Annotated in this window: 22 protein-coding genes; 12 read left to right on the plus strand and 10 right to left on the minus strand. The window is 68.9% G+C overall.

The genetic code is table 11. The features are described 5' to 3' along the window. Positions 1 to 490 precede the first annotated feature (490 nt). The 6 genes from B116_RS0114905 (at position 491) to B116_RS0114930 (ending at position 4,790) form a co-directional block, all read left to right on the plus strand. On the plus strand, positions 491 to 1,258 hold the full coding sequence (locus tag B116_RS0114905) for a helix-turn-helix domain-containing protein (RefSeq protein WP_027660541.1): 768 nt from the start codon (positions 491 to 493) through the stop codon (positions 1,256 to 1,258). Further along, positions 1,249 to 1,440, plus strand: a complete 192-nt coding sequence (locus B116_RS0114910) for a DUF397 domain-containing protein (RefSeq protein ID WP_027660542.1) — start codon at positions 1,249 to 1,251, stop codon at positions 1,438 to 1,440. The genes B116_RS0114905 and B116_RS0114910 overlap by 10 nt, the downstream gene beginning before the upstream one ends. Before the next feature lie 135 nt (positions 1,441 to 1,575). After that, positions 1,576 to 1,911 carry a WXG100 family type VII secretion target gene (locus tag B116_RS0114915; RefSeq protein ID WP_223874585.1) on the plus strand — a complete coding sequence of 112 codons (336 nt, stop codon included), beginning with the start codon at positions 1,576 to 1,578 and terminating at the stop codon, positions 1,909 to 1,911. A gap of 7 nt (positions 1,912 to 1,918) precedes the next feature. After that, on the plus strand, positions 1,919 to 3,580 hold the full coding sequence (locus B116_RS0114920; RefSeq protein WP_027660543.1) for an alpha/beta hydrolase: 1,662 nt from the start codon (positions 1,919 to 1,921) through the stop codon (positions 3,578 to 3,580). After that, a complete protein-coding gene (locus B116_RS28305) occupies positions 3,577 to 4,176 on the plus strand; it encodes a hypothetical protein (RefSeq protein ID WP_223874586.1) in 600 nt (199 codons plus the stop codon). Before B116_RS0114920 ends, B116_RS28305 begins: the two co-directional genes overlap by 4 nt. A 14-nt stretch (positions 4,177 to 4,190) precedes the next feature. Next, entirely contained in the window at positions 4,191 to 4,790 is a 600-nt protein-coding gene (locus B116_RS0114930) for a GNAT family N-acetyltransferase (protein ID WP_033667646.1), read from the plus strand. 128 nt (positions 4,791 to 4,918) lie between these two features. Here the strand turns inward: B116_RS0114930 and B116_RS25165 are convergent, their stop codons facing one another. From B116_RS25165 to B116_RS28780, 6 genes are all read right to left on the minus strand, one after another. Continuing rightward, a complete protein-coding gene (locus B116_RS25165; protein ID WP_027660546.1) occupies positions 4,919 to 7,231 on the minus strand; it encodes an LppU/SCO3897 family protein in 2,313 nt (770 codons plus the stop codon). Positions 7,232 to 7,593: 362 nt separating this feature from the next. Beyond that, positions 7,594 to 7,731 carry a hypothetical protein gene (locus tag B116_RS27845; protein ID WP_018723667.1) on the minus strand — a complete coding sequence of 46 codons (138 nt, stop codon included), beginning with the start codon at positions 7,729 to 7,731 and terminating at the stop codon, positions 7,594 to 7,596. 228 nt (positions 7,732 to 7,959) lie between these two features. Next, positions 7,960 to 9,423 carry a dihydrolipoamide acetyltransferase family protein gene (locus tag B116_RS0114945; protein ID WP_027660547.1) on the minus strand — a complete coding sequence of 488 codons (1,464 nt, stop codon included), beginning with the start codon at positions 9,421 to 9,423 and terminating at the stop codon, positions 7,960 to 7,962. A 5-nt stretch (positions 9,424 to 9,428) separates the two neighbouring features. Beyond that, complete coding sequence (locus B116_RS0114950) at positions 9,429 to 10,418, minus strand: alpha-ketoacid dehydrogenase subunit beta (protein ID WP_018723669.1); 990 nt, start codon at positions 10,416 to 10,418, stop codon at positions 9,429 to 9,431. Continuing rightward, positions 10,418 to 11,593 carry a pyruvate dehydrogenase (acetyl-transferring) E1 component subunit alpha gene (gene pdhA / locus B116_RS0114955; protein WP_027660548.1) on the minus strand — a complete coding sequence of 392 codons (1,176 nt, stop codon included), beginning with the start codon at positions 11,591 to 11,593 and terminating at the stop codon, positions 10,418 to 10,420. Before pdhA ends, B116_RS0114950 begins: the two co-directional genes overlap by 1 nt. 620 nt (positions 11,594 to 12,213) lie before the next feature. After that, on the minus strand, positions 12,214 to 12,474 hold the full coding sequence (locus B116_RS28780) for a hypothetical protein (RefSeq protein WP_082312817.1): 261 nt from the start codon (positions 12,472 to 12,474) through the stop codon (positions 12,214 to 12,216). Positions 12,475 to 12,583: 109 nt separating this feature from the next. Here B116_RS28780 and B116_RS28645 point away from each other — a divergent pair, with 109 nt between their 5' ends. After that, on the plus strand, positions 12,584 to 12,886 hold the full coding sequence (locus B116_RS28645) for a DUF805 domain-containing protein (protein WP_082312818.1): 303 nt from the start codon (positions 12,584 to 12,586) through the stop codon (positions 12,884 to 12,886). Here B116_RS28645 and B116_RS0114965 read toward each other — a convergent pair. Beyond that, positions 12,867 to 14,087: a hypothetical protein gene (locus tag B116_RS0114965; protein ID WP_027660549.1), complete on the minus strand. Its 1,221-nt coding sequence runs from the start codon at positions 14,085 to 14,087 to the stop codon at positions 12,867 to 12,869. The two genes, B116_RS28645 and B116_RS0114965, sit on opposite strands and share 20 nt — an antisense overlap. Before the next feature lie 325 nt (positions 14,088 to 14,412). Here B116_RS0114965 and dnaK point away from each other — a divergent pair, with 325 nt between their 5' ends. The 5 genes from dnaK to B116_RS0114990 all read left to right on the plus strand — a co-directional run bounded on the left by dnaK (position 14,413) and on the right by B116_RS0114990 (position 19,171). After that, complete coding sequence (dnaK, locus tag B116_RS0114970; protein WP_018723674.1) at positions 14,413 to 16,251, plus strand: molecular chaperone DnaK; 1,839 nt, start codon at positions 14,413 to 14,415, stop codon at positions 16,249 to 16,251. Between the two features lie 44 nt (positions 16,252 to 16,295). Continuing rightward, positions 16,296 to 17,135, plus strand: a complete 840-nt coding sequence (gene grpE, locus B116_RS0114975) for a nucleotide exchange factor GrpE (RefSeq protein WP_027660550.1) — start codon at positions 16,296 to 16,298, stop codon at positions 17,133 to 17,135. 81 nt (positions 17,136 to 17,216) lie between these two features. Next, a complete protein-coding gene (dnaJ, locus tag B116_RS0114980) occupies positions 17,217 to 18,389 on the plus strand; it encodes a molecular chaperone DnaJ (RefSeq protein WP_027660551.1) in 1,173 nt (390 codons plus the stop codon). A gap of 43 nt (positions 18,390 to 18,432) precedes the next feature. After that, on the plus strand, positions 18,433 to 18,873 hold the full coding sequence (locus B116_RS0114985) for a heat shock protein transcriptional repressor HspR (RefSeq protein WP_018723677.1): 441 nt from the start codon (positions 18,433 to 18,435) through the stop codon (positions 18,871 to 18,873). 103 nt (positions 18,874 to 18,976) lie between these two features. Beyond that, positions 18,977 to 19,171, plus strand: a complete 195-nt coding sequence (locus tag B116_RS0114990) for a hypothetical protein (protein ID WP_018723678.1) — start codon at positions 18,977 to 18,979, stop codon at positions 19,169 to 19,171. A gap of 57 nt (positions 19,172 to 19,228) precedes the next feature. Here the strand turns inward: B116_RS0114990 and B116_RS0114995 are convergent, their stop codons facing one another. The 3 genes from B116_RS0114995 to B116_RS0115005 all read right to left on the minus strand — a co-directional run bounded on the left by B116_RS0114995 (position 19,229) and on the right by B116_RS0115005 (position 21,548). Next, on the minus strand, positions 19,229 to 19,660 hold the full coding sequence (locus B116_RS0114995; protein WP_018723679.1) for a hypothetical protein: 432 nt from the start codon (positions 19,658 to 19,660) through the stop codon (positions 19,229 to 19,231). Between the two features lie 176 nt (positions 19,661 to 19,836). Further along, the gene (locus B116_RS0115000; RefSeq protein WP_027660552.1) at positions 19,837 to 21,042 is read right to left on the minus strand and encodes a cation:proton antiporter; all 1,206 of its coding nucleotides are present in this window, start codon (positions 21,040 to 21,042) and stop codon (positions 19,837 to 19,839) included. 5 nt (positions 21,043 to 21,047) lie between these two features. Then, positions 21,048 to 21,548: a cation:proton antiporter regulatory subunit gene (locus B116_RS0115005; protein WP_018723681.1), complete on the minus strand. Its 501-nt coding sequence runs from the start codon at positions 21,546 to 21,548 to the stop codon at positions 21,048 to 21,050. Positions 21,549 to 21,669: the final 121 nt, after the last annotated feature.

Below are 21,669 nucleotides of genomic sequence, written 5' to 3' on the forward strand. Positions count from 1 at the left end.
GGGGTTCACCAGTGGCCTCCGTTGGCGCGCCATTGTTGGGTGGGGGTGAGCCAGCCGACGCGTCCGGGTTGGGGGTCGGCGAGGGTTGGTTGGGTCATCCACGTGGGCAGGGTGACGGGCAGGTGGGTTGGCCGGGCCCGCTCCGCCGCCGCCGGGCGCCTTGAAGCGGCTGGGTGCTGTGAAGTGTTCGCCCGGTGCGGCCCGTTCGCCCGGTGTGCTCCGCCGGCGCGGTACGGCGCGTTCGTGCCGTGTGGGCGGGACGGTGCGGTGTTTCTCCGACGTCGAGTGAACCAGCGGATTCGCATTTGGGTCTCCTTGGTATTGGTGGAGGACCGCCCCCACAGATGGGGGCGGCCCGACAGCGCCTCCGGCGGGAATGCCCTCCACCGGCTTACGCCGTTAGTGGAGTCAGTCTTGCTATCAGTAGTGGACAGTAAAACCCCATCGACGTATGGTCCGAAGACATCCGAAATGCCTACCGGAGGGGCCCATGAACGAGGCACTTCGGCTGGCCATGAACGAGGCTGGCCACACCGCTCAATCGCTCGCCGAACGGGTCGGAGTTGACCGGAAGACAACGACGCGGTGGCTCGTAAAGGATCATGTTCCGCACCCGGCGCACCGCTCGGCGGCGGCAGATGCGCTCGGTGTGGACAAGGAGGACATATGGCCGGACACTTCGAGACGTCGCAATCCGGTCTGGTTCCGCCCGTGGCAGGAATTCGAGCGCGAGGCGACGTCGCTGCGGTCATTTCAGCCGCTGGTTGTTCCCGGCTTGCTGCAGACCGAGGCCTACGCACGCGCGGTGCTGTCCAGTGGGGGTTTGCGGGGGCGCACGGCGGTCGACCGGCTCGTCGCCACCCGGCTTTCACGGCAGGCCATCCTCACCAGGGAAGATCCGCCGCAGTTCGCGGCCGTGGTTGACGAGGTCGCCCTCCGGCGCCCGGTCGGCGGCCGGGAGACGATGCGCGAGCAGGTGTCGGCGCTGCTGGCAGCGTGCGCGGCCCCGCACGTCCGGTTGCACGTCGTGCCGTTGACCGTCGGCGCCTACGCGGGCCTCAACGGGCCGTTCGTCATCGGTACCCGTGCGGATCATCGGATGGCGGTCTACCTGGACAGCCAGCTGGAGGGAGAGATGGTTAGCACCCCGAACGATGTGGCGGCGATACTGGAGGTGTGGGAGAACGTGCGGGGCGAGGCGTTGTCCCACTGGCAGTCAGTTGATCTTCTGAGGGAAGTAGCTGAATCATGGACTTGACCGGGGCGCGATGGCGCAAGAGCAGCCGCAGCAGCGGCAACGGCGGCGACTGCGTCGAGGTTGCCGACAATCTGCCCGGTGTGGTGGGGATCCGGGATTCCAAGGACCCGACCGGCCCGGTGCTGGTCTTCGGGCCGCCGTCGTGGCGGGCGTTCGTCACCCAGCTTCCAGGACGCGACTGACCTACTCCCACGAACGTGCCCGTCCCGACCTGAGGCGGGCGCGTTCGTCGTTGCGGCCGAGCTCCGAGTCGTCTCCGGCGGTCAGCCTCGCTGGCGGCAGTTACGGGACATCCCATTCGCGACAGCGCCACTACTATGAGCTCCAAAATCAAGCTTGGGGGAGCGCTGGTGACGGAGCTTCGGGTAGCACCGGACTTGTTGGACAGGGCAGCTCGCGTCTGCGTGGACCTCCGCGAGGACCTGCGGCGCGAAGCGGCCGATATCGGGGACGAGACAGGAATGGCTGTCTCCGGTTTGCCGGGGTGGCAGACCCGAGCAGCACTAGAGCAGCTTCACGAGTCCTGGCTGGCCGATCTGACCAAGATGACCGGCTACCTCGACCAGCTCGGTGACGCTTTTGGCGACTGCGCGCGGGACTACCGCTACAGCGACGAGGCCAACGCCGCTCACTTCGACATCCGCGGGCGGTGAGCGCTCGGTGGTTACCTACGCCGATCTGCACCAGGCCCGCCTGACCCCGCTTCGCTACGCCGCGCACGCCTGGACGGAGCTCTCCCTGGCCTGCGCGAAGCTAGAGCAGCGGTGCGGTGCTGACTTGACCGGTCCGCTGCGCTCGTCGGGCTGGGAGGGGCCGGCTGCCCATGCGGCGTTCTTCCGGTGTGACCAGCTCGATGACGAGTTTGAGGTCGCGAGCTTGCGCATCCGAACGGCCGCCAGTGTGCTGCGGCAAGCAGCCGAGGAGTTCGAGGAACTGCAGCGGAGACTACTGTCGGCCGTCGAGGCAGCCCGCTTCCTGGGCCTGGTCGTGAGCGACACCGGCCGCGTGTTCCCACCACCGATTGCGGCGGTGGGCAGGAATGACCCGGATGCGGAGCCCATCTACCAGCGAGATGCGGAGAACGCATCGATATACAGTGATTTGATCGCGAAGCTCGTCGCGGAGGCTACCGAGGCCGATACTCGTATCGCCCGTGTGTTGGCCCAGTTTCCGTACGACTTTCCGGGGCAGCATGCGTGGGAATACAACAAGGCCAGTGACGGTGCCCTGGCCGCCGCCGAAGCTCTTGGGCTCTCCGCGAGCGATATCCCGGCCCCGGACAGCGACCCGGCAGACGTGCAGGCGTGGTGGCGGGAGCTCTCCGACGACGATCGGCAGATCTACCTAACCGGCTACCCGGAACGCATCGGCGCTCTCGACGGACTGCCCGCCGCAGATCGGGATAGGGCCAACCAGCTGGTGTTGCGTAACTTCATCGGCGACAACGTCAACTACGGCAGGCAGGGCGACCCGCAGCACGCGACCGCGTTGATGCTGTTGGACAAGCTCGAGGGCGCGGAGAGCAACCCGCGGCACAAGCGTCTGTACCTGCTCTCGGTTGACCCGGGCGGCGATGGGAAGGCCGCCGTCTCCATTGGTGACCCGGACGCGGCTGCCCACACCGCCGTCCTCGTCCCCGGCGTCGGCACCGAGCTCGACGATATTGGTGGACAAATCCGCCGGGCCGAGCTCCTGCAGGAGGCTGCCTTCGCCTTCGAACCCGGTAGATTCGACACCGCTGTCGTGGCGTGGCTCGGCTACGACACTCCGTCGCTCGACACCGACATCTTCTCCGCGGCCTTTGGCAGCAAGTCGGAAGCTGGCGCCAAGGCGCTCGACGGCTTCGTCAACGGGCTGCGTGCCTCCCATGATGGGACCGCCTCCCATGTCACTGTCATCGGGCACAGCTACGGCTCGACTGTCCTGGGAGAGGCGGCCAGCACCGGTGACGGTCTCGCCGCAGACGACTTGATCGCGGTTGGCAGCCCCGGTATGCGCGTTGATACCGCTGGGGAGTTCAACGTGGATGCCCAACACGTGTGGGCAGGTGCCGCAGTCGATGACACCTTCGTCGCTCGGCCGGAGACGTACACTACTCACATCCGGAAGGTGCCGTTCATTGGGGACTGGGTGGCCGATGATATCGACGGAATTCATGGCCCCGCACCGCACACCACCGACTTTGGTGGCAATGTCCTTGATGTCGACACCTCCGGCCACAGTGGGTATTGGGAAGAGGATAGTCAGAGCTTGAAATCACAGGCGGCGGTGGTCGCCGGATACTACTCGTCAGCTGTCCTTGAGCATGGAAGAGCATCATGAGTTTCAGGCGCCACAAGGCATGGCAGCGAACCGTGGTCTTCTCGACCCTGCTGTTCCTTACCGCTTCCTGTACCGGCGGCCCCAGCTCCCCCCTAGGAAAGGACGAACCCTTGGAGACCAAGCCTGTCGCCGAGGTGGCTGCCCAGGCTGAGGCGCGCGCTCAGGCTGCTGCTACTGCTGCCGGGGTGTCCTTGGAGAGCTGGCGCTTCGGTGCCGCTCCCTGTATGGGGCGATTCGGGGAAACTGCCGAGAATGGCAGCTGGTCTCTCGCCGGCTTCGCTCATATGTGGGTGTCTGCAGAAGATCAGCTTCCTACCCTGAATCGGATCCGCGACATGTGGCGGCAACAGGGTTACGAGATCACCCAAGACCGCACTTTTGATGATGGTACCCGGGGTGATATTTCGATGCGTGACTCCGAAACAGGAATCACGATGAGCCTCACCACCAACAAGAATAGAGATGGTCTCGCTCTGATTCTGGGCAGCGCCTGCTATCTGCCGGCAGCGGGGGAAGACCCGGCCAACGACGGTGAAGTCCGGCCCCCGTTCCAGCCATCGGCAGCACCGGATAGCGCCAGCGACTCCGATAAGTGACGGTGTCGCTGGCCATGGCATCTCTCGTCCCCTCGTTCGCTGTCAAGCCCACCCTGGTCGGAGAGCGGGTGCTGCTACGTCCGGTCGCCGCCGAGGACGCCGCGGGCCTGGTCGAGATGCTGAACGACCCCGAGGTTCGGCGGCTGACCGGAACACATAGCCAGGCGTCGTCCGGGGCGGAGTTGGAACGCGCCGAGCAGTGGTACTCCTCTCGCGCCGGGTACGACAACCGGTTGGACCTGGCGATCGTCGAACAACGCACCAACAGCTACGTGGGTGAGGTGGTCCTGAACGAGTTGGATGCCGACAATCGGTCCTGTTCGTTCCGGATCGCACTGGTGGGCCCTCGGGTCTTTGGCCGTGGCTACGGCACCGAGGCCACCCGCCTGGTTCTCTCCTATGCCTTTGGGGCTGTCGGCATGCACCGGGTGACGCTGGAGGTCTTCGCCTTCAACCCTCGGGCCCAGCATGTCTACGAGCAGGTCGGCTTCGTCCACGAAGGTACGAAGCGTCAGGCACTGCACTGGCAGGGTGACTGGGTCGACGCTCACCTCATGGCACTCCTCGCCGAAGATTGGTCGGCGCATCGCGGACATCCCAGGCTCAGCGGGTAGTACCGCCGCTTCAACCAGTGGCAGTACCGCTGGCTGGCGTTGGAGCTGAGGTTCCCCCGGTTTCCCTGCCGAAACGACCGATGGTGGGGCCACAGGTCGACTGTGGCCCCACCATCGCGTCGGGCTGGTCAGTTGGTCTTTTCGAGGCAGAGCACTCGGTTGCCGCCGGAGCCGGTGAGCGTCACGTACGGCTGGTTCGGGTCGGTGCACTCCTCTTTGGTGCTCACCTTCGACACCACGGTGTGCGCCTCGGCGTCACCGCAGTCCACCGCCGCCGCCGTTTCCCCCGATTGCTTGACGCAGCTTCCGACCGCCGGGTCGAAGCTCTGGGCCGAATCGTCCCCGCCGACTAGGCCGAGCAGCATGAGCAGGCCCAGCGGTAGGGCCAGGATCATTATCGCGGCGACGAGTACCGCAGCCAGCACCCGGCCATTACGGACTTTCGGAGTGGGTGCGTCGGCCGCCGGCTCGGCGATCGGTTGGAACGCGTCGAAGCGGCTCTGGTCCGGGTCCGGATTGGCCGGGCCGTTCTGGTCCCATGCCTGTGCCGGGGGCCGTGCCTGGTCCCAGGCCTGGGTTGGAGGCTGCGCCGTCGGCTGGGCCTGATCCCACGCCTGGGTCGCGGGCGGGGCCTGGTCCCACGCTTGGGTGGGGGGTGGTGCCTGGTCCCAGGCCGGGGCCACGGGCTGGGCCGGCGGTGGGAATGCCGACTCGGGCTGCGGGGGGAAGGCGGTGGTGCTGTTGACGTTGGCAGCACCCGTCACCGGCTCGCCGAAGCGGTCGGCGGCCCCTTCCTCGCCCGGGTGTGGCCGCGTGCCATTGACCGGCCGGTCGCTGGCCGGGGCGTCGGTGAAGGCGGGGATGCTCGGTGGAAAGGGCGCCGCGGGAGCCGGCACGACGGGCGCGTAGCCGGCGGGCTCCGCGTCCGTGGGCCGACCCTCGCTGCCGCGACCGAAGCCGCCATCCGGACCGAAGCCGCTATCCGGGCTGAGTCTGTTGTCCGGGCCGAAGCCACGGTTGGCGCCGAACCCGACGTCCTGGCCGTGCTCCGGCGGGCCCTCCGGGCCGAATCGCTGCGGGTCGGCCTGGTAGCCCTCGGGCTCTGCCGGCTCCGGCGGAGCAGGACGGCCGTATACGCGTGGCTGTGGCGCCGGTGTGGGAGGCACCTGAGCCTGGTCGGCCGGGGGCATCACCCGGCTGGCGAGCGGCACAGCGGCGCTGGCCGAGAAGCCGCCGGACACTGCCGGGGGTGCGGGGTGTTCGGCGGACTCGGGGGAGGTACGCGGTGCGGGCATCACCGGGGGCGCGGGGGGCTCGCCAGGCCCGGCCGGTGGGGGCCACCCGTGCGGGTCCGCCTCGTATCCGAGGTCCGGGCGAGCGGCCTCCGGGGCGCCCAACGGCGGAACGGCGCCCGGTGTTGGTGCGGCGAAGTCGGCCGGCGGTGGTGCGGTGAAGTCGGCCGGCGGTGATGAAACGGCGGCCGGTAGTGGTGCGGCGAAGTCGGCCGCCAGGCTGGCGCCGGGCACCCGCTGTTCCTGCGGGGGCAGCGGGACCGCATTGGCGGCAGAGATACCGGGGCCCGGCGTTGGCTGGTAGACCGGAGGCTCCCCGCGGCCCGCCGGCTCCTGTCCGGCAGCCGCTGAACGTTCGGCGTTACCCCAGGCCTCCTCCGGCGCCCACGGCTCGACGCCGGGCATATTCAGCCCATCGCTGGCGCCGCGCGGCGCTGGGACCCAGGGCTGCGGGGGGCGCTCGCCGGGCGCGGCCATGCCGGCATGGCTCGATGGCTCCCCGGGCTGCCAGCCGCCCTCGTTGCTCGTGGCGACAGCGGGATTCCCGGGCGCCCAGGCGGCTGCCGGCGGTGCCCAGCCGCCCGACTGGGCCGGATCTGGTTGGCCGGCACCGGCGTTCCACTCGGGTGTCGGCGCCGGCCGGCCGCCCGTCGGGGCGTCCGGCATCGGCTGGCTGGGCGCTGGGGGCTCTGGCATGGGCGCGCTGGGCGCCGGGGGTTCCGGCATGGGCTGGCTGGGTGCGGGCGGGGGCACCTGCGCGGTGGCCCGGACGACCGGGGGTGGCTGCTGCGTCCAACCCGGTTCGGCGGCCGGGGGCGGGCCCCAGGTCGCCTCGGGTGGGCCGCCACGCCCTGGCTCCGGCTGCGGCACTCCCGCGTCCGGGACCCACTGCGCCGGAGCGGGTGCCGGGTTCGGTGCCGGCGGTTGAGCGGTGCCCCACGCGGGGGCTGGCGGTGCGTCCGTTGGCCAGGCGGGCCCGGCCGGGGTCGGGTGCGCGGGGGGCGGAGGCGCCCAGCCCAGATCCGGCTGGCCGGCGGCGTACCCGCTGTCTTGCCTCGCCGGCCGGTCGCCGTATGGCGTCGGTCCGCCAGCGCCCGGCGACGCCTCTTCCGGCTGCTGGCCGGGGTGGTGCGTGCCTTCGGACGTCATGCGTGCGCCTCCTCCATCAGCTTTGGCCGCGGACGCCGGTGCCCGGCACGGCAACCGGCATCGCCGACCGTGCACCCCGGCCGCTCCGCACCGTATCCGGTCCTCCTGAAGGGAGGCTTCGGGAGCGTCGGACCGCTACTCCGTGTTGTCGGGCGGTTTCGATTGCGTTCGATCCGGAACCGCCCTGCCGCATCGGCGGGCGACGACCGGACACCACCGTACCGGGCGGCGGGTGATGGCGAAATCCCGGTGTCAGGCCGGTACGGGGCCCGATGGACGTGTGCGCGTCGTAGAACGCCGAAGGCCCGCCCGGCAGAGCCGGACGGGCCTTCCATGAGGAGGCGAGAAAAGTCGTGGGCAGGTCAGTACATCTGACGCTGCGCGATGGTGAGGATCTCGTCGCGGACCGCCGGCGAATTGGCGGTACGCAGCGCGCGCTCGATGGCACGGGCGCGGCGGCTGGCGTCGCGACGGCTGCGGAATCGGTCGATCATGCTCATGGGTCTCACTCCTGGCTATTCGGTTGTCGGTAGCCCCTGCTGACACCAATTGAAGCGCAAGTGGGTCCGAGATCGCCAACGATTCTTAGGTGAGCTGGGACACGAGCCGAAAAATCTAAGGCAGCTAGGCCGTTTAGCCGAAGGTGTCTCGTCAAAGGCGACGGCCGGTGTGCCGGGGCGTCAACCCCGGGCACACCGGCCGTCAGTGGATCAGCCGATCGCTACCGGTCAAGTCCAGGCGAGCAGCGCCGCCTCCGGATCGGCGAGGAAGTCACCGATGTCCCGCAGGAACCGCGACCCGAGCTCCCCGTCGATGATCCGATGGTCGAACGAGAGACCCAGCGTGGTGACCTGGCGGGGGCGGACCTTGCCCTTGTGTACCCACGGCATCTTGCGGACCGCGCCGAAGGCCAGGATCGCCGACTCACCCGGGGGCAGAATCGGCGTACCGGTGTCCACGCCGAAGACCCCCACGTTGGTGATGGTCAGCGTGCCCCCGGACATGTCCCCCGGGGAGGTCTTCCCGGCCTTGGCGGTCTGAACGAGATCGGTCAGCGAATCCGCCAACTCCCGCAGGGTGAGCCGCCCCGCATCCTTCACGTTCGGCACGATGAGGCCGCGCTCGGTCGCTGCCGCGATGCCGAGGTTGACGTAGTCCTTGACGACGATCTCCTCGCCCGCCCAGGTCGAGTTCACCATCGGATGGCGCCGGACCGCCAACAGCACGGCCTTGGCGACCAGCAGCAGCGGGGAGACCCGGACATCCCGCCACTCCCGCCGCTGGCGGAGCCGGTCCAGAGCCTTCATCGCCCGGGTCATGTCGACGGTCAGGAACTCCGTCACGTGCGGCGCGGTGAACGCCGAGCGGGACATGTTCTCCGCGGTCAGCTTCCGGACCCCCTTGACCGGGATCCGCTGCTCGCGGTGCACACCGACGTTCGCCGCCGTGCCACCGACCAGCGCCGCCGCCAGCGGTTCCGCCGTCGCCGGAGTGCCGCTCGCTGCCTGCCGTACGTCCTCCCGGCTGATCGAGCCGAGCGGACCCGACCCGGTCAGGGTGGACAGGTCGACCCCGAGATCCTTCGCCAGCTTGCGTACCGGGGGCTTGGCCAGCACCCGAGCGCCACCGGCCGGACCACTGTGCCCGTTGCCGGTGTTACTCGGCCCACTGGGCACCGGCGCGGGAGCCGGCCGGGCCGGAGCGGCGGCCGGCTGGGCCGGTACGGGAGCCGGTTGGGCTGGCGCGGCCGGAGCGACACCCTTGCGGGGGCGGCGCTTCGCGGCGGTGGTACGCGGGCCGTAACCCACCAGTACCGGAGTGCGCCCACCGGACGCGGCATCGCCGCTCTGGCCGGAATCGGCCGCGGCCTTCGCGGCCTCCCCCGCCGCCGACGACGCCTTCGCGACGTCGCCGGTCGGCGCCGGTGTCTCCAGCGGACCGGCGGTCGGGTCGGTGTCGATCGCGATGATCGGCGTTCCGACCTCGACGGTCGAGCCCTCCGCGTGGAAGATCGACTGCACCCGGCCGGCCCACTTCGCCGGGATCTCGACCGCCGCCTTGGCGGTCTCCACCTCGACGATGGGCTGGTTCAGCTCGATGGTGTCGCCCACCTTGACGAGCCAGCTGAGGATCTCCCCCTCGGTCAGGCCCTCGCCCAGGTCGGGCAGGTTGAACTCCTTGACTCGCGACATTTCGCTCACCAGCCGAAGGTGCGGTCGACGGCGTCGAGCACCCGGTCGAGGTCGGGCAGGTACTCCTCCTCCACCCGGGAGGCCGGGTAGGGGATATCGAAGCCAGTCACCCGCAGCACCGGAGACTCCAGGGAGTAGAAGCACTCCTCGGTGATCCGGGCCGCGACCTCGGCTCCGAGGCCGATGTTCGACGGTGCCTCGTGTACCACGACGGCCCGACCGGTGCGGCGGACCGACTCGTACACCTGGCCCAGGTCCAGCGGGGCGAGCGTGCGCAGGTCGATGACCTCCAGCTCACGGCCGTCCTCGGCGGCGGCGGTCGCCGCGTCCAGGCAGGTACGCACCATCGGCCCGTACGCGATCAGGGTGGCGTCGGTGCCCGGCCGTGCGACTCGGGCGGCCTGAAGTGGGTAGGCCTCCGGCAGCGGCTGGTCAACCTCGACCGGGCCCTTCTCCCAGTAGCGACGCTTGGGCTCCAGGAACACGATCGGGTCGTCCGACGCGATGGCCTGCTGGATCATCACGTACGCGTCCTGCGGGTTGGCGCAGGTGGCGACCTTGAGCCCGGGGGTGTGGGAGAAGTACGCCTCCGGCGACTCGGAGTGGTGCTCCACCGCCCCGATACCGCCCCCGAACGGAATGCGGATCACCATCGGGATCTTCAACTTGCCGCGGGAGCGGTAGTGCATCTTCGCCACCTGCGACACGATCTGGTCGTACGCGGGGTAGACGAAACCGTCGAACTGGATCTCGCAGACCGGCCGGTAGCCCCGGATGGCCAGGCCGACCGCGGTGCCGATGATGCCCGACTCGGCGAGCGGGGTGTCGATCACCCGCTGGTCACCGAAGTCCTTCTGCAGCCCATCGGTGATCCGGAACACGCCGCCAAGCTTGCCGACGTCCTCGCCCATGATCACGACCTTCGGGTCGTTCTCCAGGGCCTTGCGCATACCGGCGTTGAGGGCCTTGCCGAGGGTGAGGGTTTCCGTGGCCATCAGTGCGCGCTCCCCTCGAACGACTCCAGGTACTGCTTGAACTGCGCCCGCTGCTGGTCAACCAGGGGTGACCCGTTGGGGTAGACGTGGTCGAACATGCTGCTCGGCTCCGGATTCGGCATCTCCAGCACCCGCTCGCGCAGGTGCACCGACTCGCGCTTGGCCTGCTCGTCCACCTCGGCGAAGAAGTCGTCGTCGGCGATCTTCTGCTTCACCAGGAAGGCCTTCATCCGGGCGATCGGATCCTTCGCCTGCCAGGCCTCGACCTCGCTGGCGATCCGGTACCGGGTGGGATCGTCGGAGGTGGTGTGCGCCCCCATCCGATAGGTGTACGCCTCGATCAGGCTCGGGCCCTGCCCGTGCCGCGCGTTGTCCAGCGCGTGCCGGGTCACCGCGTAGCTGGCCAGCACGTCGTTGCCGTCCACCCGGACGCCAGGGAAGCCGAAGCCGGCGGCCCGCCGGTAGAGCGGGATGCGCGTCTGGCGCTCCAGCGGCTCCGAGATCGCGTACTGGTTGTTCTGGCAGAAGAAGACCATCGGCGCGTTGAAGACGCTGGCCCAGACGAACGACTCGTTGACGTCGCCCTGGCTGGTGGCGCCGTCGCCGAAGTAGGCGATCACCGCCTCGCCCTCATCGGTGCCGGTCTTGCCATCCATGTTGATGCCCATGGCGTACCCGGTCGCGTGCAGGGTCTGCGCCCCGATCACGATCGTGTACATGTTGAACTTGAACTCGTTCGGGTCCCAGCCGCCCTGGTCGACTCCGCGGAACAGGCCCAGCGGCATGATCGGGTCGATGCCCCGGCAGTAGAGCACGCCGTGTTCCCGGTAGGTCGGGAAGGCCATGTCCTGCGTACGCAGCGCCCGGCCGGAACCGACCTGGGCCGCCTCCTGGCCGAGCAGGCTCGCCCAGAGGCCCAGCTCGCCCTGCCGCTGCAGGGCGGTCGCCTCGGCGTCCAGCTTCCGCACCAACACCAGGTCCCGATAGAAGCTGCGGTACTCCTCGTCGGTGAAATCGACCCGGTACTCGGTACCGTCCGGCCCGGTCACACTTTCGATGCGCTCACCTTCGGGGGTGAGTAGCTGCACCAGCTCGGGGTCGCCGGTCGCGCCCTTCCTGGATCGGGGTACGGCCCGCCGGCCGCGGGTGCTGACCCCGGGGTCGCCTTTTGCCATCCGTCTCTCCCTGTTGTGTCTGCGTCGGCGTCGGGGGTAACCCGACGACGCGCAACTCGTGCGCCTGCCCGGCTGCTGCCGGACAAGATCCTGGCGGCCACGCCTAGCCCCGGTGGGGGTTGCCGCGCGGCGTGAGCCGGATCCAGGGGAGTGGATCCGGTTCGGGAGCGCCGGCGCTCAGCCGTACCGCCTGCGGGGTGCGCGGAGGTTTCGGCTGCGTTGCCGTCGTGGTCCATACTCGCATCACACGTGAGCACGCCCACAGTCCGGCCCGTCCGCGTCCTGCCGGGTGCCCGCTTCGTTATCTAGATTCCAGAGTGTCGGTGGCTGCGGGGCATCGCCGAACCCAAGCCGGTTCGTGCTACTTCCACGGCATTGGCGTGTCGACACGCTGTGCTGGATGGTGTACCCAGTGTTACTACGTCAGAGTGAGGGTACTGCCAGCGCCGCGGCTGCCCGGTCGGGTCACTCCCGTTGGCTGAGGACGACGAGGAGGGTGGCGTGTCCGAGTCGGGTGACGCGGTGGGCCCTCTCCCGGCCGGCCGGCGCCACTCGGCTCCCGGCTATCGACGGGTCGTCGGCGCTCACCGTGCCCCCAGCGGCGCACGTTCCTTCCGCGGCTACCTGTTTACGGTGGCGCTGCTCGCCGGGACCGCTTCTATGCCGCTGCTCGCCGCGGCCGGCGCTGGCTCGACCATGGTGCCTCCATCGGTCACCATTCCCCCGTCGGCTGACCGGTCATCGCCGTCGTCGCCCGCGCCAGCGGTCTCGCCGCCCCCATCACCCTTGCCATCCGTTGTGTCGCCTTCCTCCCCTGCACTCTCTCCGTCCCCTACGCCCTCTTTCCACGCGCGTCGAACATCGTCCCAGCATGGAGCCAGCTACCGGATATATACACCTTCATAGGTGCATGTCAGGTCTTTTTCATTAATGGACGATTGATATCGATATCTGTGCGGCGCATTTTGTGACATTGCTCGTGGCGAAGTTATGGTGTTTGTCGATGCTATTCGTTCAGTGCTTACCCAGTATGTCGGATTTCGCGGGCGGGCTCGTCGTTCTGACTACTGGTGGTTCTATCTCTTCACATCCATCCTCAACATCCTGGCGGCGTGCCTTAGTGGTGCGGCGGACGGCTCCTTAGCACCGAAGGCTTTGGTATACGTCAAAGCCTTCGGCGCTAGTGTGTTCGAGGTGTTAAGGCCGGTGCGTAGCGGGCCTTTCGATCGTGTGAGGATCGGTGCGCTGCGGGCCTTCGTTCGAGGGTCGGTGTTCAGGACCCTTCGTCGGTGAGGTGGTGTCGGTTCGCTTCGATCCACGCGTCGAGTGCGGCCGGGTCGTCCGGGTTGACGCCGTCTGCGAGTAACTGGGCGACCGCCGCAGTCGCCGGGCTGCGCCGCTCACCGGTGGTGTAAAGACGGGCGAATTCCGGCACCATTTCCTCAATGGCGGCGTTGGTTCGGGCCGTCGCCGATGCCGACAGCCCCCGCTTACGGCCCGCATACGCCGCCCACCCCTGCAGCACCCGGGGTAGTAGCGCCGCGTCATCCATGTCCAGTACGGCCCGCCGGTGCACCCAGTCCAGCAGGAACAACCCGGCGACCGTCGGGCTCCACCGCAGCGGGTCGGGGTCGGTGAAGGTGGCGGTGTGATCCAGCAGCAGCCCGAGGCAGAAGTGCAGCGAGGCCAGCTGATCATCATCTAGGGAGTCCAGCCCGAATTGGGTGGCCTCCGGTGCGGCGAGGAACCGCCGGATCAGGTCCGTCCGCTCCGCCGTGGTGAGCGGCTCCGCCTGCTGCCCTGCTGCCGCCCGGCCGGGCGGCAGCAGGGCGAGCCGGGCCCCCACCAGGGCACGGTCGGTGGCGAGGGACCCTTCTCCGGGCAACTCGCTGAGCTCGTCGGTGATGGCCAGGTGCCGGCCCACTTCGGTGTGCATGGCGGCTGGTGCCTCGTCTCGAAACCAGGTCAGCTCGTCTTCGGCGCACATCTGGCGGATCTGGTCGAGGACCTGGGCCGGCGGGCCGCCGACGAAAATGTCCTTGGTGATGCCGATGTTGTGGTCCACGAGGGCCACTAGGGCGTGTTCTGGTCCGCCCGTCGGATCGTCGTAGGCGAAGGTCGCCAGGTAGGAGGTCTGGTCGCCGAAGACATCCCCGTACGCCCAGCAGCCGGTGAGGTGGACCCGGCCGAGCTGCCCCGACCAGGCGGGTGCGGCGGCGCCCGGCCGGACTCGGTCGGCCCCGGCGGCGTCCGGCACCAACGCGGCGAAGACCGAGCGGATGGTGGTGGCCGCCGCCGACCGGCGGCGGGAGGTGGCGGCGAGGAAGTCGCTGACGAACGCGCGGACCGCGTCATCTCGGCGGGTCTCGGCGACCGCATAGACGCTGCCCAGCAGCGCTGCGCCCAGCCGCTCGGCGTCCAGTGCGTTGTCGAGCTCGGCCACGTCACGGGCCGCGTGAAGCACCGCGTCGTAGGGGGTCTGCGCAGTTCCCATTCACCGACCCTACGCTGCCATCCGCTCACGATGGCACCGGAAGTTCTCGGGCATCCCGCCACCCTCCGATGGGTCCTGCGACCACCCATGCCGCGACCAGCTAGGGGGTGGAGCCGGGGTGGCAGGTTGGACGGCCGTGCGGCGACAAAGGGCGACGGGTCGGACGGCCGTGCGGCGGCGGAGGGTGACTTGCGCCGGGTACGCTCAACCCCGACTTGACGATCGCTGGCGGCATGGCAGTATTGAGTCTGGTCCACTCAACTTGTGCGGGTGCGCTGCGGCGGCGCCCGTAACCGGTTCAATCGAACGAAGCGAGGAAGCGAAGATGGCACGTGCGGTCGGCATCGACCTCGGCACGACGAACTCCTGCGTCAGCGTCCTGGAGGGCGGTGAGCCCACCGTAATCGCCAACGCCGAGGGCTCGCGGACGACCCCGTCGATCGTCGCCTTCGCCCGAAACGGCGAGGTGCTCGTCGGTGAGGTCGCCAAGCGGCAGGCGGTGACCAACCCGGACCGGACGATTCGGTCGGTCAAGCGGGAGATCGGCACCGACTGGTTCGTCGACATCGACGACAAGAAGTACACGCCGCAGGAGATCTCGGCCCGTACGCTGATGAAGCTCAAGCGGGACGCTGAGGCGTACCTGGGCGAGCAGATCACCGACGCGGTGATCACCGTTCCGGCGTACTTCAACGACGGCCAGCGGCAGGCCACCAAGGAAGCCGGGGAGATCGCCGGCTTCAACGTGCTGCGGATCGTCAACGAGCCGACCGCGGCCGCCCTGGCGTACGGGCTGGACAAGGGCTCCAAGGAGCAGACCGTTCTGGTCTTCGACCTCGGCGGTGGCACCTTCGACGTGTCGCTGCTGGAGCTGGCCGAGGGCGTCATCGAGGTCAAGTCGACCAGCGGCGACAACCTCCTTGGCGGGGACGACTGGGACCAGCGGATCATCGACCACCTGGTCAAGACCTTCAACGGTGAGCACGGCATCGACCTGGCCCAGGACAAGATGGCGATGCAGCGCCTCAAGGAGGCGGCGGAGAAGGCCAAGATCGAGCTGTCCGCCGCCGCCACCAGCAACATCAACCTGCCGTACATCACCGCTGGTTCCGCCGGCCCGCTGCACCTCGACGTGACGATCACCCGCGCCGAGTTCCAGCGGATGACGCAGGACCTGCTGGACCGCTGCAAGGTCCCGTTCGAGCAGGCCGTCAAGGACGCCGGGATCAAGGTCGCCGACGTCGAACACGTCATCCTGGTCGGCGGCTCGACCCGGATGCCGGCCGTGACCGAGCTGGTCAAGCAGCTCACCGGCCGGGACCCGAACAAGGGCGTGAACCCGGACGAGGTCGTCGCCGTCGGTGCCGCCCTGCAGGCCGGTGTGCTCAAGGGCGAGGTCAAGGATGTCCTGCTGCTCGACGTGACCCCGCTGAGTCTCGGCATCGAGACCAAGGGGGGCATCTTCACCAAGCTGATCGAGCGCAACACCACCATCCCGACCAAGCGCTCCGAGGTCTTCACCACGGCCGACGACAACCAGCCGTCCGTGCTGATCCAGGTCTTCCAGGGTGAGCGGGAGATCGCCGCCTACAACAAGAAGCTCGGCACCTTCGAGCTGACCGGCCTGCCGCCGGCGCCGCGCGGTATGCCACAGATCGAGGTCACCTTCGACATCGACGCCAACGGCATCGTGAACGTCCACGCCAAGGACACCGGCACCGGCAAGGAACAGAAGATGACGGTCACCGCTGGCTCCTCGCTGCCGAAGGAGGACATCGAGCGGATGCGTCGGGACGCCGAGGAGCACGCCGAGGAAGACAAGCAGCGGCGCGAGGAGGCGGAGACCCGCAACGTCGCCGAGGCGCTGCAGTGGCAGACCGAGAAGTTCCTCGCCGAGAGCGGCGACAAGCTGCCCACCGAATCCCGGGACCAGATCAACGAGGCGCTTGGCGAGCTGCGTAGCGCCCTCGGCGGTCAGGACACCGAGAAGATCAAGTCCGCGCACGCGCAGCTGGCTCAGGTCTCCCAGCAGGCCGGTTCCCAGCTCTACCAGCAGCAGGGTGAGCAGGCCGGTGCGGCCGGCGACCAGGCGGGCGCTCAGGCCGGTGGCCCGGACGACGTGGTCGACGCGGAGATCGTGGACGAGGACAAGGACAAGAAGTGACCGTTCTCGGACACGGACTCCACGTACAGGGATGAGGTAGCCGCATGACGGACAAGCCACGAGCCACCGACCCGGACGCCGGGTCGGTGCCGGGTGGCTCCGCCTCCGCCGGCGAGGCCGGTGCGGAGCCGCGGGTCGTGATCCGTGACAACCGCAAGATCAGCGACGCTGCGGGCTCTGGCTCGGATGCAGCCGACGGGGAATCCACCGCGGACGCGGCGAACACCGCCTCGGACGCGGCGAGTACCGCCTCGGACGCGGCGGGCTCCGGCTCGGACGACGCGGCCGCCACCGACGCCGGGTCGGATGTCCCGGCAGCAGGGCTGGTCGAGGAGGCGGATGTCGTGGTTGACGAGATCCAGGCCGAGACCACCGAGGGGACGCCCGATAGCCCACCGGTGGTGGACGCGCCGACCGAGCCGGTTGACGCCGCCACGGCGACTTCACTCGGTGCGGAGTTGGAGGCATTGCGGGTGGATCTGGATGAGCGGACTCGGGACCTCCAGCGGGTGACCGCGGAGTACGCCAACTACCGCAAGCGGGTCGACCGAGACCGGGCGCTCGTCACTGAGCAGGCCACCGGCTCGGTGCTCGCCGCACTGCTGCCGATCCTCGATGACCTGGACCGGGCTCGTGAGCACGGCGACTTGGTGGGGCCGTTCGGATCGGTAGCGGAGCAGCTCACCACCGCGCTCGGCAAGTTCGGGTTGACCCCGTTCGGTGCCGAAGGCGACCCGTTCGACCCGACCCAGCACGAGGCGGTGACGCACCAGACCTCGACCGAGGTTACCGAGCCGACCTGCGTACAGGTCATGCGGCGGGGCTACCTGGTGGGTGAGCGGTTGCTGCGGCCGGCGCTGGTCGGAGTCGCCGACCCGGAGTGAACGGGTGACACGACGGCATGATCGTCCCGCCTGCCCGACCGGGGCGGGCGGGACGATCACTCGACGGAAGGGGGCGGACCGGTGAGTTCCAAGGACTGGATCGAGAAGGACTACTACGCCGCCCTTGGAGTGGGCAAAGCCGCCTCCGCTGAGGAGATCAAGAAGGCGTACCGGAAGCTGGCGCGCGAGTCGCACCCGGACCGCAATCCTGGCGACGCGTCGGCCGAGGAGCGGTTCAAGGCGGCCTCCGAGGCGTACACGGTGCTCGGCGACGACGCGAAGCGTCGGGAGTACGACGAGATGCGTTCGTTGTTCGGCTCGGGCGCGTTTCGGCGTAACGCCCGTGGAGCGGGCCAGCCCGGCGGGGTGCCATTCGATGTTGGCGACCTGTTTGGTGGCGCGGCCGGCAGCGACCGACGGTTCAGTGGGGCAGGGTTTCAGGACCTGTTCGGTTCGATGTTCTCGGGTGGGGGCGGGGCTGCATCGCGTGGCCCGGCGCGCGGCCGGGACGTGGAGACGGAGGTCGCGCTCGACTTCGACGACGCGATTCGTGGGGTGACCCTGCCGCTGACGTTGCGGACACCGGGGGTGTGTGACACCTGTCGCGGTGACGGTGCGAAGCCTGGTACGCAGCCGCGTGCCTGTCCGACTTGTCGCGGCGCCGGCGTGATCACCCGTAATCAGGGTTCGTTCAGCTTCTCTGAGCCCTGTTCGGACTGCCAGGGCGTCGGCACGGTGGTGGACGAGAAGTGCCCGGAGTGCCAAGGCACCGGCGGCGTCACCAAGAACCGGACGTTGAACGTGCGGTTCCCCGCCGGGGTGGCCGACGGCCAGCGGATCCGGCTGGCCGGGCGGGGTGAGCCCGGGGCGCGGGGCGGACCCGCCGGTGACCTGTTCATTCAGGTCAAGGTCAGTCCGGATGACCTGTTCGGACGGGCCGGTGAGGACTTGACGCTGTCGGTGCCGATCACCTTCGCGGAGGCGGTACTCGGCACCGATCTCCGGGTACCCACCTTCGATGGCGCGGTAACTCTCCGGGTGCCTCCGGGCACGCCGAGTGGACGTGTCCTCCGGGCCCGGGGCAAGGGGGTGGTCCGTACGGATGGACGGGCCGGTGATCTGTTGGTCACCCTTGAGGTGGTGGTGCCAGCGAAGCTGTCGGAGGAGGCGCGGGCGGCGTTGGAGACGTTCGTTGCCCAGACCCCGCCGGCTGCTCGGGAACATCTCGACGCGCGAGTGCGTCGGGGGAGCTGACCGGGCGGCGGGCTCGGTGAAGTGCACGCGGAGGTGAGCGGGGATGGCGGACAACTTCGTCGGCGCGGATGACCCTGCCTACGAGGCCAAGGTACTGATGATCTCGGTGGCTGCCCGGATGGCGGGCATGCACCCACAGACGTTGCGCCAGTACGACCGGCTTGGTCTGGTGCAGCCCGGCCGGGCGGCCGGGGGCGGTCGTCGATACAGCGTCCGGGATGTGGTGCTGCTCCGCGAGGTGCAGCGGCTCAGCCAGGACGACGGCATCAACCTGGCCGGGGTGAAACGGATCATCGGGTTGGAGCGGCTGCTGGAGCAGGCGCAGCAGCGGGTGGCCCGGTTAGAGGTGGAGTTGGAGGCCGCGTACCGCCGAATCGCCGAGTTGGAGGCGGTGGCCCGTTTCCCCGGCAGCGATCTGGTGCCCGCCAGCCGTACCTCCACCGCGTTGGTGGTCTGGCGTCCCCGCCGGAACCCGGAGCGGTGAGCCGCGCCAGATTTGGGGTTCGGCCCCCGTGGGGTAGCCGGGTCAGCTAATCTCAGGATCAGCTCACAAATCCACACAAATCGGACTTCACTGGTAGGGGATCATGGCGGATTTAGCCAAGAGTCTCGCCCAGCAGGCGGAGGAGAGCCTCGAGCAGGTGGCCGAGGCGGTCCGAAAGCGGTTCGACGAGCTCACTGAGGGAAGGTTCAGCGACCAGATCAAGGAAGGACGGTTCGCGGATTCGGGTGACTCCGGCACCGACCAGGAGCACCCTGCGGACCAGCATCAGCGTCGCTGACCGAGCCGGTCGGCCGATGGGCGGGCCGGGATCCACGGGGGGTCCCGGCCCATCCAGTCAGGGGAGGCGGCGGTTCTCCCGGACCAGTCCCCCCTCGCACCAGTCGCGGTAGACGAAAACATCGGGCTGGGCCAGCAGGGTACGGCTGTTCTGCGCCCACGTCCGCATCAGCTCGTCCCCCTCCCGCTCGGCCCGCTCCACCAGCTTCCAGAAGCGCCGCTTCGGGTGGGCACGAAACCGCGTTCGGATTCCGTCTGCGGCATAGATGTAGAGGCAGTGCAGCGCGAAGCGGCGGGCCGGACAGGCCGGATCCATCGCCAGGTCGAAGAGGGTGGCTACCAGCCCGTTGCCGGAGACCAGGAGGTCCCAGTCCTGCGGCATGGAGGCCAGTGGCACCGAGTTGGGGTGGTAGGCCCAGGCTCGTAGCTCCGCCGGCGACGGGTCAACCGGGTTCGCGAAGCCGTGGAACGTCGGATCCTGCGCGCTCACCGGCCAACCCTCCGCTCTCGACCTGGGCGACGGCCCCGCGTACCCCTCCCGCTGTTGGGCGAAAACGGTAACGTGAGCATGCCGACGGCGGTAGCCCTAGCCGTGGCAGATTCGTTCACCGACGGGCCGGCCGACCCGTCGGTGGCCTGCGCCGGCAGGCCACCGAGACGGGCGGATCAGTCCCCGACGGGCACCGGCCGGGCCTGCTGCTTCGCGGCACGTTGTCGCAGCCAGCCCTTGAACCAGTCGAGGTCGGGCACCCGGGCGAGCGTCGGCCCGACAACCACGGTGATCAACACGTACGCCGTGGCGAGCGCGGCCAGTTGTGGATCGACACTTCCGGCCGCCACCGCCAGCCCGGCGATGACGATGGAGAACTCTCCGCGCGGTACCAGGGTGAGCCCAGTGCGCCAGCGACCGGGCTCGGCGATGCCGGCCCGTCGGGCGGCGAGGTACCCGGTGAGTGTCTTCGTGCCCATCGTCACCACCGCCAGCGCGAGCGCCGGCAGTAGCACCGGCGGGATGTCGCGCGGGTCGGTGACCAGCCCGAAGAAGAGGAAGAACACCGCGGCGAAAAGGTCCCGCAGCGGCGTCAGGAGTTCGGTGGCGTGGTGCGCGACCGGTCCGGAGATCGCGATGCCGACCAGGAACGCGCCGACCGCGGCCGAGACCTGGAGCTTCGCGGCCACGCCGGCGACCAGCAGAGTCAGGCCGAGCACGCCCAGGAGTAGCGCCTCCGGATCACGGGCCGACATGACGTTCGAGATGGTCCGGCCATACCGGATCGCGACCACCAGCACGACCAGCACCGTGGCGACCGCGACGGCGAGCGCGGCGCCGCCGGCGACCAGCCCGGCCCCCGCCAGGACGGCGGTGAGCAGCGGCAGGTAGAACGCCATCGCCAGGTCTTCGATGACCAGCACCGACAACACCACCGGGGTCTCCCGGTTGCCGAGCCGGCCCAGATCACTGAGGACCTTCGCGACCACGCCGGAGGACGAGATCCAGGTGATTCCGGCGAGCACGATCGCCGCTACCCAGTCCCAGCCGAGCAGCAGTGCGAAGGCGGCGCCGGGCAATGCATTGAGCAGCCCGTCGATCAGCCCGGCCGGTGCCGCGGCGCGGAGGTTGCCGACCAGCTCGCTGGCGGAATACTCCAGGCCGAGCATGACCAGCAGGAGGATTACGCCGATTTCGGCGCCGATCGCGAAGAACTCCTCGCTGGCCTTGAATCCGAAGACTCCGCCGTGTCCGAAGAGGAGCCCAGCGAGCAGGTAGAGGGGGATAGGGGAGAGCCCGATCCGTCGGCTGAGCCGGCCGAGTAGTCCGAGCAGGAATAGCAGCGCACCGACTTCGATGAGCAGTGTGGTGGTGTCGTGCATCCGCCTCAGCCGTCCGGATCGCCGTCGGCGAGGATGGCGGTTACCCCGTCGAGACCCTGTCGAGTCCCAACCACGACTACGACGTCACCGGCCGCGAAGCGGAATGAGGGTTCTGGGGAGACGATCACCTCGCCATGGCGGAGCACCGCCACAATCGAGGCACCGGTGCGGGTACGCGCCTTCGTGTCGCCGAGCTTGCGGCCCACGTACGACGAGGCCGCGGGGATGGCGACCTGCTCGGTCAGCAGCCCAGCGGCCTGCTCCCGCAGCCCGGAGAGCTGGCCGAGCAGCAGCGACGCACCGAGGATGTCGGCGAGTGCCTCGGCTTCGTCGTCGGTCAGCGGAATGTCGGCCTGACAGGCGTCGGGATCATCCGGGTCGTAGAGAACGAGGTCTCGCCGGCCATTGCGGTGGGAAACCACCCCGAGTCGCCGTCCGGACTCCGTCATCAGATCGTGGCGGACACCGATCCCCGGAAGGGCAGTCTGTTCGACACGTACTCGCACGTGACTAAGGCTACCGCGCGCGTCGGGTCGAGATGATCGAGCGGGATGCGGGTCAGTGTCAGCGGGATACCCGAACGGGTGACTTACTTCACACAGCCAAAGTTGAGCGGAATGGGCTCAA

The organism is Salinispora fenicalii (genome assembly GCF_000514815.1).
Lineage (GTDB): Bacteria > Actinomycetota > Actinomycetes > Mycobacteriales > Micromonosporaceae > Micromonospora > Micromonospora fenicalii.

What these genes read in the sequence shown, in the direction of transcription:
- B116_RS0114905 (WP_027660541.1), top strand. Translation starts at nt 491, where the DNA reads ATGAACGAGGCACTTCGGCTGGCCATGAACGAGGCTGGCCACACCGCT.
- B116_RS0114910 (WP_027660542.1), top strand. Translation starts at nt 1,249, where the DNA reads ATGGACTTGACCGGGGCGCGATGGCGCAAGAGCAGCCGCAGCAGCGGC.
- B116_RS0114915 (WP_223874585.1), top strand. Translation starts at nt 1,576, where the DNA reads ATGAGCTCCAAAATCAAGCTTGGGGGAGCGCTGGTGACGGAGCTTCGG.
- B116_RS28305 (WP_223874586.1), top strand. Translation starts at nt 3,577, where the DNA reads ATGAGTTTCAGGCGCCACAAGGCATGGCAGCGAACCGTGGTCTTCTCG.
- B116_RS0114930 (WP_033667646.1), top strand. Translation starts at nt 4,191, where the DNA reads ATGGCATCTCTCGTCCCCTCGTTCGCTGTCAAGCCCACCCTGGTCGGA.
- B116_RS25165 (WP_027660546.1), bottom strand. Translation starts at nt 7,231, where the DNA reads ATGACGTCCGAAGGCACGCACCACCCCGGCCAGCAGCCGGAAGAGGCG.
- B116_RS27845 (WP_018723667.1), bottom strand. Translation starts at nt 7,731, where the DNA reads ATGAGCATGATCGACCGATTCCGCAGCCGTCGCGACGCCAGCCGCCGC.
- B116_RS0114945 (WP_027660547.1), bottom strand. Translation starts at nt 9,423, where the DNA reads ATGTCGCGAGTCAAGGAGTTCAACCTGCCCGACCTGGGCGAGGGCCTG.
- B116_RS0114950 (WP_018723669.1), bottom strand. Translation starts at nt 10,418, where the DNA reads ATGGCCACGGAAACCCTCACCCTCGGCAAGGCCCTCAACGCCGGTATG.
- pdhA (WP_027660548.1), bottom strand. Translation starts at nt 11,593, where the DNA reads ATGGCAAAAGGCGACCCCGGGGTCAGCACCCGCGGCCGGCGGGCCGTA.
- B116_RS28645 (WP_082312818.1), top strand. Translation starts at nt 12,584, where the DNA reads ATGGTGTTTGTCGATGCTATTCGTTCAGTGCTTACCCAGTATGTCGGA.
- B116_RS0114965 (WP_027660549.1), bottom strand. Translation starts at nt 14,087, where the DNA reads ATGGGAACTGCGCAGACCCCCTACGACGCGGTGCTTCACGCGGCCCGT.
- dnaK (WP_018723674.1), top strand. Translation starts at nt 14,413, where the DNA reads ATGGCACGTGCGGTCGGCATCGACCTCGGCACGACGAACTCCTGCGTC.
- grpE (WP_027660550.1), top strand. Translation starts at nt 16,296, where the DNA reads ATGACGGACAAGCCACGAGCCACCGACCCGGACGCCGGGTCGGTGCCG.
- B116_RS0114985 (WP_018723677.1), top strand. Translation starts at nt 18,433, where the DNA reads ATGGCGGACAACTTCGTCGGCGCGGATGACCCTGCCTACGAGGCCAAG.
- B116_RS0114990 (WP_018723678.1), top strand. Translation starts at nt 18,977, where the DNA reads ATGGCGGATTTAGCCAAGAGTCTCGCCCAGCAGGCGGAGGAGAGCCTC.
- B116_RS0115000 (WP_027660552.1), bottom strand. Translation starts at nt 21,042, where the DNA reads ATGCACGACACCACCACACTGCTCATCGAAGTCGGTGCGCTGCTATTC.